The organism is Polyangiaceae bacterium, from assembly GCA_016715885.1.
Lineage (GTDB): Bacteria > Myxococcota_A > Polyangia > Polyangiales > Polyangiaceae > Polyangium.
Genome location: JADJXL010000025.1, coordinates 392,660 through 409,418, shown reverse-complemented (window position 1 = coordinate 409,418; position 16,759 = coordinate 392,660). Strand labels below are relative to the sequence as shown.

General features: G+C 59.1%; 12 protein-coding genes. 8 read left to right on the top strand and 4 right to left on the bottom strand.

Annotated elements, in window-relative coordinates:
- Nucleotides 1–9: 9 nt before the first annotated feature.
- The 6 genes from IPM54_36685 to IPM54_36660 are packed head-to-tail and all read left to right on the top strand — an operon-like array spanning nucleotide 10 to nucleotide 6,327.
- Nucleotides 10–1,716 (top strand): DUF2169 domain-containing protein, encoded by a 1,707-nt coding sequence (locus IPM54_36685; GenBank protein ID MBK9265309.1) that lies wholly within the window; start codon nucleotides 10–12, stop codon nucleotides 1,714–1,716.
- Nucleotides 1,670–2,410 (top strand): pentapeptide repeat-containing protein, encoded by a 741-nt coding sequence (locus IPM54_36680; protein ID MBK9265308.1) that lies wholly within the window; start codon nucleotides 1,670–1,672, stop codon nucleotides 2,408–2,410. The genes IPM54_36685 and IPM54_36680 overlap by 47 nt, the downstream gene beginning before the upstream one ends.
- Nucleotides 2,407–4,032, top strand: a complete 1,626-nt coding sequence (locus IPM54_36675; GenBank protein ID MBK9265307.1) for a pentapeptide repeat-containing protein — start codon at nucleotides 2,407–2,409, stop codon at nucleotides 4,030–4,032. Before IPM54_36680 ends, IPM54_36675 begins: the two co-directional genes overlap by 4 nt.
- A gap of 27 nt (nucleotides 4,033–4,059) precedes the next feature.
- The gene (locus tag IPM54_36670; GenBank protein ID MBK9265306.1) at nucleotides 4,060–4,632 is read left to right on the top strand and encodes a DUF3540 domain-containing protein; all 573 of its coding nucleotides are present in this window, start codon (nucleotides 4,060–4,062) and stop codon (nucleotides 4,630–4,632) included.
- Nucleotides 4,633–4,648: 16 nt separating this feature from the next.
- Entirely contained in the window at nucleotides 4,649–5,737 is a 1,089-nt protein-coding gene (locus tag IPM54_36665) for a DUF4150 domain-containing protein (protein ID MBK9265305.1), read from the top strand.
- On the top strand, nucleotides 5,734–6,327 hold the full coding sequence (locus IPM54_36660; protein ID MBK9265304.1) for a hypothetical protein: 594 nt from the start codon (nucleotides 5,734–5,736) through the stop codon (nucleotides 6,325–6,327). The genes IPM54_36665 and IPM54_36660 overlap by 4 nt, the downstream gene beginning before the upstream one ends.
- A gap of 51 nt (nucleotides 6,328–6,378) precedes the next feature.
- On the opposite strand, the gene IPM54_36655 is transcribed toward IPM54_36660, so the two are convergent.
- The 4 genes from IPM54_36655 to IPM54_36640 all read right to left on the bottom strand — a co-directional run bounded on the left by IPM54_36655 (nucleotide 6,379) and on the right by IPM54_36640 (nucleotide 13,821).
- Nucleotides 6,379–6,573, bottom strand: a complete 195-nt coding sequence (locus tag IPM54_36655) for a hypothetical protein (GenBank protein MBK9265303.1) — start codon at nucleotides 6,571–6,573, stop codon at nucleotides 6,379–6,381.
- Between the two features lie 169 nt (nucleotides 6,574–6,742).
- Nucleotides 6,743–10,987 (bottom strand): metallophosphoesterase, encoded by a 4,245-nt coding sequence (locus IPM54_36650; GenBank protein ID MBK9265302.1) that lies wholly within the window; start codon nucleotides 10,985–10,987, stop codon nucleotides 6,743–6,745.
- A 342-nt stretch (nucleotides 10,988–11,329) separates the two neighbouring features.
- Complete coding sequence (locus IPM54_36645; protein ID MBK9265301.1) at nucleotides 11,330–12,571, bottom strand: hypothetical protein; 1,242 nt, start codon at nucleotides 12,569–12,571, stop codon at nucleotides 11,330–11,332.
- Nucleotides 12,568–13,821, bottom strand: coding sequence for a hypothetical protein (locus tag IPM54_36640; GenBank protein MBK9265300.1), 1,254 nt, complete (start codon nucleotides 13,819–13,821; stop codon nucleotides 12,568–12,570). Before IPM54_36640 ends, IPM54_36645 begins: the two co-directional genes overlap by 4 nt.
- 9 nt (nucleotides 13,822–13,830) lie before the next feature.
- Here IPM54_36640 and IPM54_36635 point away from each other — a divergent pair, with 9 nt between their 5' ends.
- Both IPM54_36635 and IPM54_36630 read left to right on the top strand, forming a co-directional pair.
- Complete coding sequence (locus IPM54_36635; GenBank protein ID MBK9265299.1) at nucleotides 13,831–14,010, top strand: hypothetical protein; 180 nt, start codon at nucleotides 13,831–13,833, stop codon at nucleotides 14,008–14,010.
- Nucleotides 14,011–14,179: 169 nt separating this feature from the next.
- Complete coding sequence (locus tag IPM54_36630) at nucleotides 14,180–16,756, top strand: dynamin family protein (protein ID MBK9265298.1); 2,577 nt, start codon at nucleotides 14,180–14,182, stop codon at nucleotides 16,754–16,756.
- The last annotated feature ends 3 nt before the right edge of the window (nucleotides 16,757–16,759 follow it).

The window sequence follows — 16,759 nt, the reverse complement described above, 5'->3', positions numbered from 1 at the left end:
CGTCGAGCCATGCGCATCAAGAATCAATCGTCACTGCTCTTTGGCGCAACCGTGACATCGACGCGGCCTCCGCGACCGGAAATGACCGCGGTCGCTCGCGGGACCTTCACCATCGTGCCCGGCTCTGTCGCCGCCCCGCTGGAAGGCATTCCGGAAATTGCCCAAGGAGCGCTCACTGCTGATGTTTTTCGCGACGATGACGAGGAGCGCTCCGGGGAATGCCAGTATCCCAGTGATTTTGCCGATTTCAAACTCAATGCCGAAGTCATGTTGACGGGGTCTTGTCATTCCACGAAAGGAAAACGCATCGTCGAAAGTTTGGTGCGGTTCGAAGTCGGAGCATGGTCGAAAACGCTACGCGTGTCGGGCAATCGCTTTTTCACCGATGATCGTATTTCCGAGCCCGAAGCCTTTACATCCATGCCGCTCGATTATGCGCATACGTTCGGCGGCGCCGATTTTCCCGACAACCCCGTCGGCAAAGGTCTCGACCGGCGCGTCTTGCCGAACGTCGAGCACCCGCGCAGTTTGATGCTCAACCCGGACGATCGGCCGATCCCCGCGAGCTTTGCGCCGATTTCGCCCGCTTGGCCTGTGCGGGCGTCCAAAATGGGTACGAAGTACGATGCCGATTACCGAAAAAATCGTGCACCCTATTATGCCGAGGATTTCGATTGGCGATATTGTCACGCTGCCCCCGCCGATCAACAACTTTCAGGATATTTGCGTGGGGACGAGTCAGTGGTGTTTCATAACCTTTTGCCCGAAGATTCGCGCGTGCAAACGTGGTTGCCGGGCTTGAGGCCGCGCGTATTCGTGAAGGATCGAGAAGGCCGATCGCGTGAAATTCCCATGCGCCTCGATACGCTCCTGGCCAATACCGACAAAAAGCAACTCACGTTGACCTGGCGCGGGCTCGATGCCGTGCGCGAACATGACTTATCCGACGTGGCTTTCGTGCTCGTCGTGTCCGAACCGGTCGCCGAGAAGCCCAGAAACGCCGCCCATTACCTCGATATGCTGGAGCAATTCGCTGCGGATCCCATAGGTATCAACGAGGCTTTGCCGGAGGAGCTACGAAGCGCGCTGGAGAAAGCCGAACAAGGAGGCAATGCGACCGACGAAAAGGAGCTCGATCCGGTTTCGGCTTTGCTCCAAAAAAAGCTTGGAAATGTTGCCAAAGGGGAGCAAGCGCAATTGCGCGCGACCATTGCCGCCGCCGCAGAAGCCGCCGGACCGAAGGCGGACGTTTACGGAAAGCTGCGCGAGATCGTCAGTTCCATGAATACTGCGCCGGAGGCGCCGCCGCCGGCCATTCCGCCGGCCGCTGGAGGGACGGCGCGCATTTATTTGCGTGAGCAATGGAAAGAGCTGATCGCTCGTCTTGCCGAGGCGAAAAAGCAAGCGGCGAACGCGGGCAAACCGCTTCCCCCGGAGGTGCAAGCGGCCGAGCAAAAGCTTTACGATCCGCAATTGCAAGCGCTCGATCCGACATTGCGCGAGCCTACGGATGCATTGCCAGGGCCGGGCGCGGATCTATCGGGGCAGGACCTTTCCGGCCGGGATCTGCGAGGCATCGATTTGCGCGGCGCAAAGCTTGAAGGCGCCGTGCTCATCGGGACCAATCTGCGCGGCGTATTGCTCACGGGCGCGAGCTTGCGGGGAGGCCATGCTGTTCAAGGCCGATCTTTCGGGGGCCGATTTGCGCGACGCTGATCTATCTTTGTGCAATGCTGCCAATTGCGTCGCGGAAGATGCGGACCTGCGCGGCGCCAAATTGGACGATGCCTACTTTCACCAGGCAAACCTGTCTCGTGCGCGCCTCGAAGGCGCCATTGGCACGTTCGCGAGCTTCACAGAAGCCAAGATGCAATTCGTTCGCGCATCGGGCGTGCGCTTCGACCAATCCGAATTCTCCCAGGCCGATGTATCCAATGCGGATTTTTCGCGCGGTTTCTTGACCCGGTGCAAGTTTTTGGAAACAAACGGACGCGGGACCATTTTCGAGAGCACGACGCTCGACCATTCGAGCTTCATGGACGCGGACTTGGAAGGGGCCAGGCTACGCGAGGCCCAGGGCAAACGGACGATTTGGATGCGCGCCAAGCTTGCCAGCGCCAACTTTGGTCGGTGCTTTTTGCGGTCGTCGCAATTCGATGGCATATCGGCCAAAGGTGCCATCTTCCGCGGGGCCGATGTGCGTGACAGCCGTTTTTACAAGGCCATTCTGGAGGACGCTTCCTTCGTGCAAAGCAACCTATTCGGCGTCGACTTGTGCGAAACGAAGCTTGATCGCGCCGATTTCACTCGTGCCAACATGTACGAAGCCAAGCTTTTGGGCGCGAAAGGGAATGGGACGCGATTCGATGGCGCCAACCTCACGCGAGCGCTCTTTCAGGAGGCCCGATGACGCCGCTCGAGCTCGAACGTCTCGTCCGCGAGGGGCGGGATCTTCATGGTCAATCGCTTGTCGGGATGAACCTTTCCGGTAAAAACCTAGCCGGAGCCAAGTTGCGCGGCGCGGACTTGTCCGACGCTGTGCTCGTGGGCGCTGATTTGCGTGGTGCCGACCTCGCTGAAGCTCGGCTTTGCAATGCAAACTTGCGCCAAGCGATTCTCGAGGGAGCGCATCTCGCGGCTGCGGATTTGACCAAAGCCGCATTGCAACTTGCGTTCTTGGACGGCGCACGGCTGCATCGGGCCAAGCTCGTCGAAACGCGTTTCGACCTGGCACGCATGCGCGACGCGTGGCTCGATGGCGCATCGATTGAGCAGTGTGCGTTTACGCGTGCGGAGTTGTCTCGCACGAGCCTTCGCGAATGTCGAATTTTGCAAACGGCGTTTGTCGAGGCCAAGCTCGATCATGTCGACTTCGAAGGCGCGAATCTGGAGCACGTGACTTTCATGCGAGCGGACCTCCGGCGTGCGCGGCTACCCAAAATCATGCGTTTTACGCTCTTCGACGAAGCGCTCCTTTCCAATCTCGATCTCGAAGGATCGGATCTAAAAGCGGCGGAGCTGGAAGGGCATGATTTGTCGGGTGTGAATTTGGAAAACGCGCAGCTCGAAGGCATATCGCTGCGTGGAACGAAGCTGCGGGGCGCGCGGCTGCGCAATGCTACGCTGCGAAATGCGAATCTGATGAATTGTGACTTGACGGATGCAGACTTCGAAGGCGCCGATTTGCAAGGGTGCATTTTCATTGGGGCCACGTTGCGAGGTGTCGACCTACGCGACAAGGACCTCAAGGTCGTGATTTTTTCGGAAGCAGACCTCGAGGGGGCAAACCTTTCGGGTTCGTGTTTCGAAGTTTGCAATTTCGATCAAGCCAACTTGAAAGGTGCGAACCTCACGCGGGCGCTGTTCAAGCAAGTGAGCATGACCAAAGCGGCGCTGGAGGGCGTGATTCTGGAGCGGACGACGTTTCATAGCGTCGATTTTTCGGGCATTGATCTGACACACTTGCGTTTTCGTGGTATGTCGATGGGGAATTGTTGTTTTACAGAAGCGAAGATGCAGGGCATGGATTTGCGGGGGTGTGATTTCACGTCCAGCGATTTTTCGAAGGCAGATTTGCGCGCCGCGGATTTTCGAGAATGCACGCTCTCGTATGCGAACTTCATGGAGACCAACCTCGAGGGCACGCAATTTTCTGGAGTCGTAGCGAAAGGTGCTTTTTTTGGCGCGGCGATTCTCCGGCGGGCACGACTCGACGGAGCTCGATTGCGGTACGCGACCTTTACGGCAGCCGACGCATCCGAAGCCAATTTTCGCGGCGCGGACTTGCGCGAGAGCCTTTGGGTCGAGGCCAAAGCCATGGCGACGTGTTTTGCCGATGCGCGCATGCAATACGCAGATTTGTCGCACGCTCGCTTTCGGCGGGCGGATCTTTCAGGGGCAAACCTCACGCGCGCTAATTTGCACGCGCTCGACGACGAACGAGCTGATTATACGGCAGCCATTTTGCTTTTCGTCAAACGAACGGACGAAGCGCGATTTGCAGCGGAAACGTGGGTACGGCCGGAGCGTTAGGACAAGGAGAATGTGACGATGGTAGCCATGACCTCTTCCGCAAATGAACGACCTCGCAGCTCGGGACCACTGGGTCTCTTTGCGGCGGGCGCGGTGGTCGACTATTTGGGCCCGGCAACCGTCCGCCACGCATCGGGTCCCGATGTGACAGTGGAGCTCGACGGGGGGCGACAGGTCGCCGTGCGTCTTGCGCTGTCCGTGCCGTATCAGCCTGTCGAAAATGACGTGCTGCTCGTGATTGGCGGGCCAAACGGTCATTACGCGATTGGTGTCCTGCACGGCACGGGGCGGACGACCATTGCGGTGCCCGGCGATATCGATGTACACGCAGTGGGCGGATCCTTGCGCCTTGCGGCGGACAAAGGTGTCGTCGTCGAAGGCGAGTCGGTGGAAATGCGGGCGAGCCGATTGCACGTTCTGGCGGGCGCCGTGGTCGAGAAATTCGATACGCTTTTTCAACGCGTTCGCGAAATGCTGAGCGTCCGCGCCGGACAACGTCATACGGTCGTCGACGGCGCCAGCATCGAGAAATCGAAGAGCGCAACGATATTGACGGAAGAATCGGTCGCCATCAACGGCAAACAAGTTCATCTCGGATGATCGCGGAGGGATTGCCGTGCTGATTGCTGCAAATCGAGCTCTTGGAATGATGTTTGGTTTTCCGGACGTATGCAATACGCCCGTCGGGCCGGCAACCGCCCCGCTGCCTTATCCGAACATGGGCATGAATGCAATGGCGACGCCGTTTTCACCCAACGTGCGGCTGACCATGGTCAATGCGCTCAATTTGGCATCGATCATTCCCATGACCACGGGTGACGAAGGTGGGGTGGCACATCCGACCATCAAAGGCCCGGGAACCTATAAGGCGGGCAATCCGGTCGTTCACATCAATCTATTGCCTGGTATCAATCTTTGTTGTCCGACGGCGGGAAATGGCATGAACAACTTTCTCGGTGCGGTGCTCGTGCCGAGCTTGACGAACGTCTTTTTTACATACCGTGCGTCGGACGTTTCTGCCGAGCCCAATCCCATTGCAGCCCGTCCTCTCTCCGCAACGGACATCGAATCGTTCGCCAGCCTTTCTGCCGAAGCGCCCGAGCACGTGTTTTCCATCATGCTCGACGAATGCATTGGCTATGTCGACATTCCCGCATTCAGCGCAGCAATGCCCACACGGGTAGGTCGCGCGTTGCGGAAGCTGCAGCGAGCCGGCGCGCGGGGACTGGTATTGGATTTGCGGGACAATCCCGGCGGCGAATACGATGCTTTTGTGCGCCTGGCCGAGGAATTTTCGCCGCAAGGTCAGCTCATCGGACGCCGTACGGACGCCGATGGAGACGAAATCGATATACGCGCTCGACACGATGGTGACACAACCATTGCATTGTGCTTGCTCGTCAATGCCAATACCGCATCGGCTGCCGAATTGTTTGCGGGGAGTTTGCAATGGCATGGACGTGCCGTGCTGCTTGGCCAGCGGACGTTTGGGAAAGGAATGTTGCGCGGGGTGAAGGCAACCGATGACGGGTTTGTCGAAGTCGATTTGGCGATGTGTTCGTTGCCTGGCGGCGAGGCCATTCAGGGGGTGGGACTTTCGCCGGACGTCGAAACGCATTTCGATCGCACGAGCGATCCCTTGACGGATCCGAGTATCGCTTTGGCGTGCGTTGAGCTGCGACAAATGCTCGGGGTGTGCGCATGACGGCACTTCGGGCATTGGATGGCGCCGCGCCTCCTCCGGGGCTCGCTGGCGACTTGCGTGCGCTTGCCACATTGCCAGCGCCGGTACGCGAATCGTTATGGGACGTGCTCGGTCCAAACCTCGGAGCGCAAATCACGGAAGAAGCAACGGCCGCCGTCAATGCGTTTTGTGAAGCGCGAAGGCTGCGCGCGACGGACCTCATGGCGCCCGTCAAAGCCTGTCGTTATTTGATTCGGCAAGCGGCACGTCGAAATTTAAAATTGGATGACTTTCGCGACGACCTGCGCAGTTTGTGTGGCGACGACGCCCCGTTCGAGCTCAACCTGGTTGGCTGGTACGAGCGAGCCTTGCCGATGTTGCGTCAGGAGTTTGTTTCGGCTGCGCTTGCAGCGCACGGAAAGCTAGCGACCGGTGTGGATTGGCGATTGGACGGCATTCTCATGTCGCAGGACGGCGAGAATTTGGGCGTACCCGTCGCGATGCTCACGTTCCGCTATGTCGAGGGCGACGAGAAAAAGCGGATCACGCTCCAATTCGTACCGGAGGTCATCCGCGAGTTGCATGCCATTTGCGAAAAGATGCTGCGTTGAAATCGCGTCTCGCACGTGCAGGGGACGCCACGTTCGGTTGGATCCACACGTTCAAAGGGCTTGCTTCAATCCAAAAATGTATGTCGGAGCACGTGTGGCTGCAGGCGGGTTCGTCGCAATCGATTGCCGGCGGTCCGGTGCCGCGATTTGGCACTCCATGCATGGCGTTCCGGCGGCGACGGGAAGCCTATCGATGACTTGCGAAGGGCGTGACGACGCGTCTGCGAGCACTTTGTGGCGCGGCATCGAGCTTGTCGACAGCGGGGGTGAGAGATCTGGCGGAGTGCAAATCGTGTTGCGACGCGACACCTGCGCGATACGTCGTAGTGCAATGTGCGCGCCGACGAGCCGAAACGCGATGCGGCACGCAAGCGATGGGAATTCGGCCGGGTGGAAGGGCTCGCGCGTGGTCGATTTAAAGCTTCAAGCGGTGCAAGTCGAAATCGGCGTATGGTTTCCCATCGGGCACGTTGTCGGTATCCGTGCGGAAGTCGCCTTGCTTGAACGAAAACCTGCGCGGATGAATGCGCAGGCGCACGGGCTTGCCTTCGAATGGGGGCATGACGGCGCCCACGCTGTAGCTATGGCCTTGCGGAATGTCCTTTTGTCGTCCGCCGTAAATGGCGCCGGCGACGACGCGTAGCAGTTCGGTTCCGCCGCCCGAGATGACCTGTGCGCTATCGTGATCGTGCACGTGCCCGGCCAGGTACACGTGCGCGCGGCGACGCACGAGCATTGCGGCGTCACGTTCCTCGTCGGGATGCAGCCATTCGCCATTGAAGGGGTGATGTCCGAGCACGACGACGAATTCGCGTTCGGGTGCGCAATCGTTGAGTAATGCGTTTTGGGCTTGTCCGAGGCGCAGTTTTTTTGCATCGTCGTTACCGGCCGCCAGGAGCGCGGTGTCGAATCCGACGATATGCACGGCGAGGTTTCCGCGGGCTTGTTCGCGATGTGTCCACGCGAGTCGCTGGAGCGGAGCAATGTCCGGGTGATGGCATGCAGGAGCAAAACGTTTGGCAAATTGTAGATAGGCGTCTTTGCGGCGGAGCAGAACGTCGAGCGAGTTTTCGTCTTCGAGAACCTCGTCGAGGTTTTCCGTACCTTCGCGGAGAGCGGCGAGCAGCAATTTCGACATGCGATCGCTGGTCAGCGATCGATCGGCGTCATGGTTGCCCGGGACGACGAAGACGCGGTCGCTCGTGAGGCCGAGAATTTTGAGTATTTCGTCGAGCCATTTCGATGCGGCGTCGTAATCGGAGATTTTTCCGGCCCATGCAATGTCGCCCGTGATGAAAATGGCGTCGGGGCGTGGGAGGGATTTGCTGGACCACGTCAAAAATTCGTCGCGCAATGCGGCGAGCACGGTGGATTGATGGTGCCTGTCGCCGGCTTTGGGCAGACCGAAATGCATATCGGAGAGATGGAGGTAGGTGAAAAGCGGTGCTGGTTCGGGCGCGGGTGCGGGTTTTGGAATGGGGACGGGGGCAGGGGAGGGGGGTTGCGCAGGGGCGGATGCGCTGACGAAACGGCGAAGTTTTTCGATTTGCTCGGGGCCAGCGGCTTCGACGAGGGATTTCCATATGGGATAATCCTCGGCATTTTCCAGATCGAGGCCGGTCATGAGGGAGGCGTAATCGGCGTGGGCGAGCATGAGGGCGCCGAGTGGGCCGTCGAGTTTACCGTGGTTTTGCTGAAAGAGCTTGGCGTGCTCGTTCCATGCGAGGGCGGACCAGAAGGCCCACATCGGATTTGCCGCGAGCCACATTTTCCACGCGTTGTCCGGGAATACGCCATCGGGGAAATACGCATGCAGGTGACGGCCGAGAGTCAAAAACCATTCGATTGATGCAATCGATCCGATGTCGGCCAGGAGCACCGGAAGCGCCCGGGGAGCCGAAAGCTCGGAGCGGAACCGATTTGTAGGCATTTTGAGGCGCGTGCCCAAATTCGGTATGTCCTCGAATGCAGACTGAGGTGTATCTGCTGTCATCAAGTTGGGTTCAAATGCCTTCCGAACAACCGGTTCGACGAACGAACGCACGAAAATGCGAATGAACGAGCGCGCGAAACGAGCGCGAAAATGACCTTCAAAATCGCCCGCCAACCCCTGACCGTACTCGCGGCCAAAATTCTGCACGAAATCGCGAACGAAGGTGCAATCGAAATAGCGCCCAAAATCCCGAACGAACTCCTGCACGAACGTGTTGGCAACGCGTGCGGGCAGTTCGCCGGGAGTCGCATTGTGGGAATGCGATTGGCGCAACTTATCAGAAATGAAGCGCGTCAAGAATGTCGTCAACGGTCCCGCAAAAGGAGTGCGTGATTGTACCGAGAAAAATCGTTCAATTGCCAAGTTCCCCTGCGCCAAACGTGCATCATCGCAATGAGGTAAAGGAGTCGTTGGTGGAAGACTCCTCGTTGCAAACGCCAGCGGTGTCTCGATCTGATGAGACTTTCCATCGAGCACGAGCGTTCCGGGTTGAGCGAACGTTGGCGCAAATTCGGCATTCGGATATTGGGCGGCAAACGCCTCCCGCGATTCGACCTCCGCATTGATTTTTCGTCGCACCCACCTGATCGCAGCTACGATCGTCGCATCTGATTTCACGGGGCATTGGGTGGCCCCTATTGCCCAGCCAAGCGTGCAGCGATGAACGTCTTCTCCATTCAATGCCCCAAACGCTGCTTCCCAATGCTCCGGCGTCGATTTTTCCGCAAGGAGCGTGGCAATCTCCGGTACGTCCCAAAATACGACCAGGTCCGGAAGCAACGCCGGCAAATCCGCCCGGGCAAAGAAACGCTTCGCCGAGCCCGCCACCCCGCCAAATAGCTTTTCTTCCAAATGCAACGCTGCCACGGCTTCCGCAGGCAATCCGCTCGATTGCACCTGCGCACACGCTGCCCGCAATTCAGCCTGCACGACGTCCGTCGCAAACACGCGGATGTCTTCGAGCACCACGTAAACATCGCCCTCGAACACTGGGCTCGTCGCCCACGCGCGCACGAGGCGCTCCAGAATGACGCGACGCTGGCTCTGACGAATATCGTGCCGATCGCGCAGCGCTCGCCCGAGGAGCAGCCAGCCCGTGATGTCGTCGCAACGTTCTAGCTCGTCCAGCAGTGCTCGAACGAGGTCGTCGAACATGTTGAGGCCAGCTCGGTCGCGTTTGCGCGCAAACAAATACAATCGCAGCAAGAAGACTTCGGACCAGGTTGGATCGCGAAAATGCTTCACGAACACCGCTTCTTGGTCACGAATGGTCGTCATGACCGTGTCGAATGAAGCGGCCAAGTATTCTTGAAACGATAGGTGCAAAAACGATAACTTCCCGCCACCTCGATCGACCAAGAGCCCCACGCGATCACACGCATAATCGACGAATTCGCGCATCTCCTCGCGCGCCTTGAGCGGCGAAATGGAAGGATCGCGCCGATCGGTCTCCAAGTGATGCGTCGTGAGAAAAGCGAGGGCATCGTCTTTCGAGAACAATCCCCGCGCGCCGCTCGCTTCGTCATCTGCGAGCAACCCGTGCTCTTGCACGTGAAATGCAAGCGCCTCCAAATATCCGCGCGGCAATTCGGTGGCCAGTCCCAGATGCTCGTACGCATGCTTTTCGGGCCGCTCGCGCGCATCGAGCCAACTGCGAAAGAGCATGTTCACGCATTGCTCGTAAAGCTCGCCTCTGTCTTGCGGCAAATGCCCCAAGAAGCGATGCACGAAGGCCATCAGCGTGAGCAGCAATGGATTGGAAGCGAGCGCTCGAACTTGCTTCGTCCGGAAAATGGCTTGTCGTAATGAATTTTTGTTTTCGGCCTGCTTTTGCGGATCATCCGGGAGCTGAATTTGATACCAGCGCGTCAAAAAATCGTCGACTTGGGCGTCGTCGAGCGCGCCGATGAGCACGTGATGAAATTCGTCCTGCGGCAATGCGATGTCGTGCGTGTACCCGTGAATGCGAGACGTGACCCAGACGGGGCAATCGGGATATTCGCGCCGCAATTCGCGCACGCGATCGGCCATGCGTTTACGGGCCGCGGACGAACCCACTTCGTCGAGACCATCCAGCAGCACGATGGCTTCGCCCATACGCAAGGATGCCTCGAAGAAAGCGGGATGCGCATGACGCAGCTCGGAAAAGCGGGAGCACCGTTTGGCGAGGTATTCCAAAAGCGAGACGTTGTGCGCTTGGTCCTCGAGGGCATATTCACGCAGCGAAACGAAGAGGGGAATACGTTTGGGCGGCGGGGTGTATTCGGCGAGCGTTGCCACACCGTCGGCATGCAGGAGTGCCAAGAACGTCAGCAGCATGGTTTTGCCCATGCCCGGATCGCCGAGGACCAGGACGGAGCGTTCGGCGTTCAATAAATCGGCCAGTCCCGTTCGTTCTTCGCGATTCTGTTGCTTGCGAAAAACCGTGGGAACAAAGAGATCGGCGAGGCGAATGTGGGCTTTGGCGTCTTTTTCACGCAGGGCGTCGGGCGGAAAGCCGAGCAGGTGGACGTATTGCTTGTCGCGGACGATTTCGGCGCAATACGAGCGAGCAAAGGTGCGGAAGTCGAAAGGAACGAAGCCGGGCAAATGGCCTGCGGCAAGCTCGGGGTAATAGCGGGCAAAAAGGGCAGGGACGGGGCGGAGGAGGTTTTCTAATTGGGACATGCCCCAGACGTCGACGGTCGTATAGCCTTCCCATTTGGGTTGGGCGTGGAGCCATTCGATTTCGTCAGCATTAAGGTTGCGAGGGAAAATCAAAATGGACGTGTACTGCCTCTGGTTCTTGCGGATGGCGGCTTTACGAGCGCTCGGGGCGCTGGTCCGTGCGATGACCGTGAACTTTCGTCGGTAGGTTGGCGGGCACCACAGTGCACGAAAGTCCCAGTCCTCGATAGTCGGGATCGATTGCGCAGGGCCCCAAATTGGCTGGTAACCATTGGCGATAGCGATATCGTTTTGGGAAGGGGGACCCTTCGTGGCCTACCGCGCTTGGCACGCTAGAGAACATCACACAGGTTGCGCAAATTCCTTTTCCCCCTCTTCCCCCTCCGGCAACCTCTCCACAATCGGCGGCAACTGCGCGCTCGGACGAATCGCTTCAATCCGCGTCATGCTCGTTTCTTCGACACCGCCGCGCAATTCGAGCGCCTCGTCGGCCGCTTGCCGCGCCCCCTGCGCATCCCCGAGCGCTCGACGCAATGGGCCCACGCGCTGCAAAATGGCAAGCAAATCATTCTTCGCCTCGACGTCCTGCGGACTCTCCGCATGACGCGCCTTCGCCACGACGAGCGCCCCTTCGGCAGCCTCCCGCGCAGCTCGCACATCCTCGCGCCGCAATGCAATGCGTTCGGCAATTCCATACATGTGAAGCATGTCCCGCTCCACGTTGCCTTGTCGCAATTCGATCGCCTGCGTGACGTGTATTGTCGCCGCATTGAAATCGCCGAGTGCTTCTTCCGCGGCGGCCATTGCGACGAGCGCCATTGCATGATCGGGCCCGAGCAAATTGGGCGCGACCCCTTGCAACAATGCCTCGGCCTCCTCCGCCAAACCAAGCGATTCTCGGGCGCGATCCCTGTCGAGATACCCTTCGGCCGCGCGCAACAAATTCGCAATCATGGCCGGTCGCGCACCTTCACCGCGCAGAGCAAGCCTTCGCGCTTGGTCCTTGCACATGTCCGGATCCAGGGTCGGTCCTTCGTCGAGGCGCACGGGAGGCATTACAAAATCGGTGATGTCGATCGAAGGAAGCGGCGCTTTTGCGGGCGTGCCGGGCAAATCGATGGTGAGCGTGCGAATGGACCATAAATCGCTGGCCGCAGGCGCAATGATCGATTTGTACCAATGCGGAAGCGCGAGCACGAGGCCGCCGCCCAAATGCGTGCGCAAGCCTTGGCGGCTTTCATTGAGGCGCAAAATGAGCTGGTCGTAGCCTTCACGCCAAAGCTCGTACGTCGGGTCGGACGCATCGACGGCGACGGTATCGAGCCAAAAGCAATTCGATTTTTTGGATTCGGGCTGGGCGATGGCCGAGACGACGGCGAGCACGTCGGCGGGTTTTTCCGGGTGGAAAACGCGCATGCGGCGGCCGGATTTTTCGAGGACGCTGCGCGAACGGTCGCGAAGAATGCCGACGGCTTCGGGGGATGAGGAAAAGATGAAAGCGAGATAGAAATCGGTGGTCCAATCGACGAGGCGCTGGAGGCGTGCCCACGCGTCGTCGAGAGCGGTATCGGGCTCGGGGGTCATGACGAAGGTGTCTCGGGATTGGCGCGGGTGCGTTTGATACGCGCGGCTTGTTCCATGACAATTTCGCGTACGAGCGGGTGGACGTCGTACCATTCTGACCCATCGCGATAACAAAGGACGAGGCCGGTTTCGAGAAAATGGGCGAGCTTGGGCAGTAGGTGATCGTCACCAAGCGAAGCTTCATGCGTCAAGGCGATGCGCTCGAGCCATAGTGCATTCTCGTCCGAAATGGGAACGAGCTCCCAGCGCAATTGATTGATTGCTCCTTGGACGGCTTCGGGCTCGACCGGGACCGCGTGTGCGCGCAGCGTAATTTCCGCAAAAAGACGCAAGAGGTCGCGCACATGGCCACCGGAGGCCAGAATCACGTCGCGAAGCAACGTCTCTCCTTGGTCCTTGCCGAGAAGACGATCGACGTTGCCGCGCGCGCGGACAATTTGGGCGAGAGCACGGATACCGTCTTCATGGGGCTCTCCCGTTTCCTTGTGTCTGACTTTCACGAGAGGGAACATGGCGACGGTTCCCTTGCCGTAATGCGAACCAAATTTGGGAGATCGCACCTTGAGATAAGGCGGCACGGTATACACGAAATGCACTCCCGGGATTTTCAGTTTACCCGGATGGCCCACGAACAACGTTTCCACCGATGCCTGAACGGCATCTGCATTCTGGGACGTACCACGAATATGGTCGATCGAGTCCACGAGGACGACGAGTTCGGCCGCAGCACCGTGCTCGCGGCGAAGCGCGGCGACGCACTCGCCGAAGAATGTGCAAACGTCTCGATAGAGGGCGCCGACATGCCCTGCGAGGTGTTGCTGAATGTTTTGACGAAATGAGGGATCGGTTTTCAGCTCGATCTTGACGTCGGTGGGCAAGAGTTTGCCAAGGTCGACGTTCGGGAGCCTTACATTGGTTTTACGAAGGAATTGAACAAACCTGCCCCAGTAGCCTTCTTTGATAGGGTTCTTGCCCAGCATTTCGGGCGCCGACAAAGCTTCGCCCACGCTGCCAGCGATAACGATGAGAAAGTCGCTGATGTCGACTGGCGTCGTCATATTGACGAAGTCATCCATGTCGATGAGCAGCACGTGATAACCAGCCGTGCGCAGTTTGTCTTGAAGCCGCCGGAGCTCCGTACTTTTTCCCACGCCGCGTGCGCCGCACAAAAGCCGAACGCTGTCGCCGGACGACCATTGAATCCCACGTGTGAACCGCTCGATGGGATCTTCGTCGTCGTCGGCGAGCATGGCGCGACCATGAGCATCCTTGCCGTAAAGTGGAACGTAGCGTCGGTCGGATGCCGGGTCGAGGGGACGTTCGGCCGCTACTTGGCGGAAGAACTGCTGCAAAAACTCGACATCCTGCTCGTTCATGGTGACCTCACGTCGTCGATGCGCTCGGAACTGGAACGCTGGATAAACGATCGAGCTCGATGACCGCGCGCACGACAATCACGATCACCGCTTCCTACGCGGCTGCTCGCGCATCGTCAAGCACGCCAACGCACCCACCCATCACATCCCTATTGACACATCCGCCCCGACTGGCTTGCCATGTCGCTCGCGCCTGGTACACCCGCGCGCACGACAGCGAGGAAACGCGCCCATGTGGAGTCCGGAAGGTCGTAAGGAAAACGCGAGAGAGTTGCGAAGGATCGGCGACAAAGTGCTGCGATACAGGCAGCTCTGCGATCGCTTCGCAAGCTACTTCCAACCGGATAGCGACAGCGCACGGCAGCTCAGACAGCTTCGTTCGAGGCTCGAAGACCTGCGAGCTCGCGCAAACGACCGCGAAAAACGCCTCGCCAAAGGCGTCGTCAAGATCGGCGTGGTTGGTCTCGAGAAACAAGGCAAGAGCGCGTTTCTTTCGGCTTGGTTGAAGAGCGAAAAGCTACTGCCGAGCGAGGCCGAACGCTGCACATGGAGCACCACGGTCATCGAACCGGGGCAAGAAAATCAATACGAAGCTACGGTCACGTATTACGGCGAAAGCGACTTCAAAGCGCGCATTCAAAGCTACTTCGATGCGCTCGAACCAGGAAGCGTCGAGCGCTGGGTGGGGCTCAACCAGTCCGAAATCCTGCGCCTCAAGGCCGCATTCAAGTCCCGCGAAGGGTACGAGGTCGATGATCCCGATCGCGCAGGTCGTCGTGAACAGACGGCACTTGCCGAACTGGTCGACATCTCGGCAGGTTTGTCCGAGATCAAAGCGCGACTGGGGAAACCTCCGGAGAAAATTGTCGCGACAAACATCGATGAGCTCGCGGAGAAAATTCGTCCGTTCATCGCACTGAAGGACACGAAAAACGGCAATCGGCCGTATCCAGGCGTGCGCGCGGTGAAGATTGTCACGGTGACGATTCCCGTCGAAGGCGCGATGCCAGGCGTCGAGCTGATGGACTTGCCGGGCATCGATGCGCCTTCGGACAAGGCGCGACGCGACACCGAAGATGCGCTGACGAACGAGGTGGACGTGACGATTTTCGTCAAAGACATCACGCGCCCGTCGCTCGTGCGGAACGAAGTGGAGCTTCTGCGGATGGCGCAGACGTCGGATCGCAGCATCTCGCTGAAGGATCGCATCTTCGTGGTGCTGACGAAGGTGGACTTGTTCGATCATCCGGACGAAAACGGCAATTGGCACTGGTCGCTGGCGGCACGAAACTTCCGCGAACAAGGCGTCGATCGCATCTTCCCGTACTCGAAAGTGTGGGCGCATCAAGGCGTCGACACGCAACATCCGGTGGCTCGGCAGCTCATGGACTTCTTCGGGTCGACGACGCCCGTGAGCGGCCTCGACAAACTCAAGGAAGCCGTCGAGAGGTATTTGTCGACGGATGTGGAGGCGCTCGATCGCAAGGTGACGGGCGCGATCAACGCGGAGTTCGGCGAGGTCGAGGCGCTTTTGCGCGGGGTGCTCGTGACGGTCAAGGATGGCTTGAGCGATCGCGAGTTCGAGCGGCGGGCGGAGCAAGTGTTCGACATGCATTACGAGCACATCCAGTCGGGCGAGGATCCGATCGGGCTTTTGCCGGAGATTCGCAAGCGTTTGTCGGCGTTCATGGATCACGAGATGAGTGAATCGCAGCGAGCTTCGAGGGCGCTGCGTGCGGATGCGCGTATCGATCAGATTCGTAGCGACTTGATTGCGCGGCTCACGCCGGAAGAAGCGGAAGCGAAGCGTCGTCAGATGCCGAGCCCGGGGTTGATGAACGAAACGGCGGTCGAGATTGAGATGCGCAAGCAGATGCGTGAACGCGTGGCGTCGCGCATTGCGGGGCTCGGCGAGGATTTCCGCAACACGGCGCGTGAAAGTGTAGAGCGGATGCTGCATGAAATGTTCGTCGAGGCAAACTTCGAAGGCGGGCGTCTCGAATTGCTTTTGCCCGGCGGCAAGGGGCTCATCGAGCGAATCGATTCGCTTGGGAGGTCGGGGCACGTATCGGAGAGCGTCGTGCGGTACCAGAACAACGAAATGGCGAAAGCGGACGTGGCTTTCGAGGTATTGTCGCGGTATTTTGCGCGTCAGATTGTGGACATCCTCGATGCGACCGATCCGGGCGACCGGGAAATGCGCGAGCGGGAAATGCGGGGGCTCGAGCAATTCTTTGGAATGGGAATTGCGGACAAGGCGCAGGCATCGGCGACGAGCGGCGTGACGAACGTCGTGGGGACGGTGAAAGCAAAGCTTGGGTTTGGCGCGGAAGAAAATGCGCAACCCGGCCAGGAAAAACCTGCCATTGGAGGGTTTCCGACGGCGGGGGCGGCCATGCCCGTGGCAAAGCCTTCTCCTACGGCGGCTCCGGCGGCTGGATCTGCGCCGACGAAGCCGACGCAACCTGCGGCAACGGGGCGCGATTGGTCGAAGATGCTCACGCGCGTTCGCACGGACGTCGATCGCATTTGCGACTTTTTGGAAGCATTGGCAAAGCACCCGCGGGGCTTGCAGAAATATCACGAAGAAGCGGTGCGGACGGTGCACGATTCGTGGCTCGATCGTGAGGGAGAGCAATCGCTGAGGCGCTGGGTGCGTAGCGAATGCTCGCGCATTTGGCCGCACAAGTTTGCGGCGATCGAGGCGGAAAAGGAACGGGCGCGAGCGGACATCGCGGCGCTCGAAGAGTTATTCGGTGGTGGTTCGCCGCAATCGAGCGTTTCGGCGTCGAAACAAACGGGAGGATGAACC

Coding starts and splice junctions, on each gene's coding strand:
- IPM54_36640 (MBK9265300.1), bottom strand. CDS start 13,821: ATGCTCGCCGACGACGACGAAGATCCCATCGAGCGGTTCACACGTGGG.
- IPM54_36655 (MBK9265303.1), bottom strand. CDS start 6,573: ATGCCGCGCCACAAAGTGCTCGCAGACGCGTCGTCACGCCCTTCGCAA.
- IPM54_36680 (MBK9265308.1), top strand. CDS start 1,670: ATGCTGTTCAAGGCCGATCTTTCGGGGGCCGATTTGCGCGACGCTGAT.
- IPM54_36685 (MBK9265309.1), top strand. CDS start 10: ATGCGCATCAAGAATCAATCGTCACTGCTCTTTGGCGCAACCGTGACA.
- IPM54_36650 (MBK9265302.1), bottom strand. CDS start 10,987: ATGTCCCAATTAGAAAACCTCCTCCGCCCCGTCCCTGCCCTTTTTGCC.
- IPM54_36645 (MBK9265301.1), bottom strand. CDS start 12,571: ATGACCCCCGAGCCCGATACCGCTCTCGACGACGCGTGGGCACGCCTC.
- IPM54_36675 (MBK9265307.1), top strand. CDS start 2,407: ATGACGCCGCTCGAGCTCGAACGTCTCGTCCGCGAGGGGCGGGATCTT.
- IPM54_36660 (MBK9265304.1), top strand. CDS start 5,734: ATGACGGCACTTCGGGCATTGGATGGCGCCGCGCCTCCTCCGGGGCTC.
- IPM54_36670 (MBK9265306.1), top strand. CDS start 4,060: ATGACCTCTTCCGCAAATGAACGACCTCGCAGCTCGGGACCACTGGGT.
- IPM54_36635 (MBK9265299.1), top strand. CDS start 13,831: ATGAGCATCCTTGCCGTAAAGTGGAACGTAGCGTCGGTCGGATGCCGG.
- IPM54_36630 (MBK9265298.1), top strand. CDS start 14,180: ATGTGGAGTCCGGAAGGTCGTAAGGAAAACGCGAGAGAGTTGCGAAGG.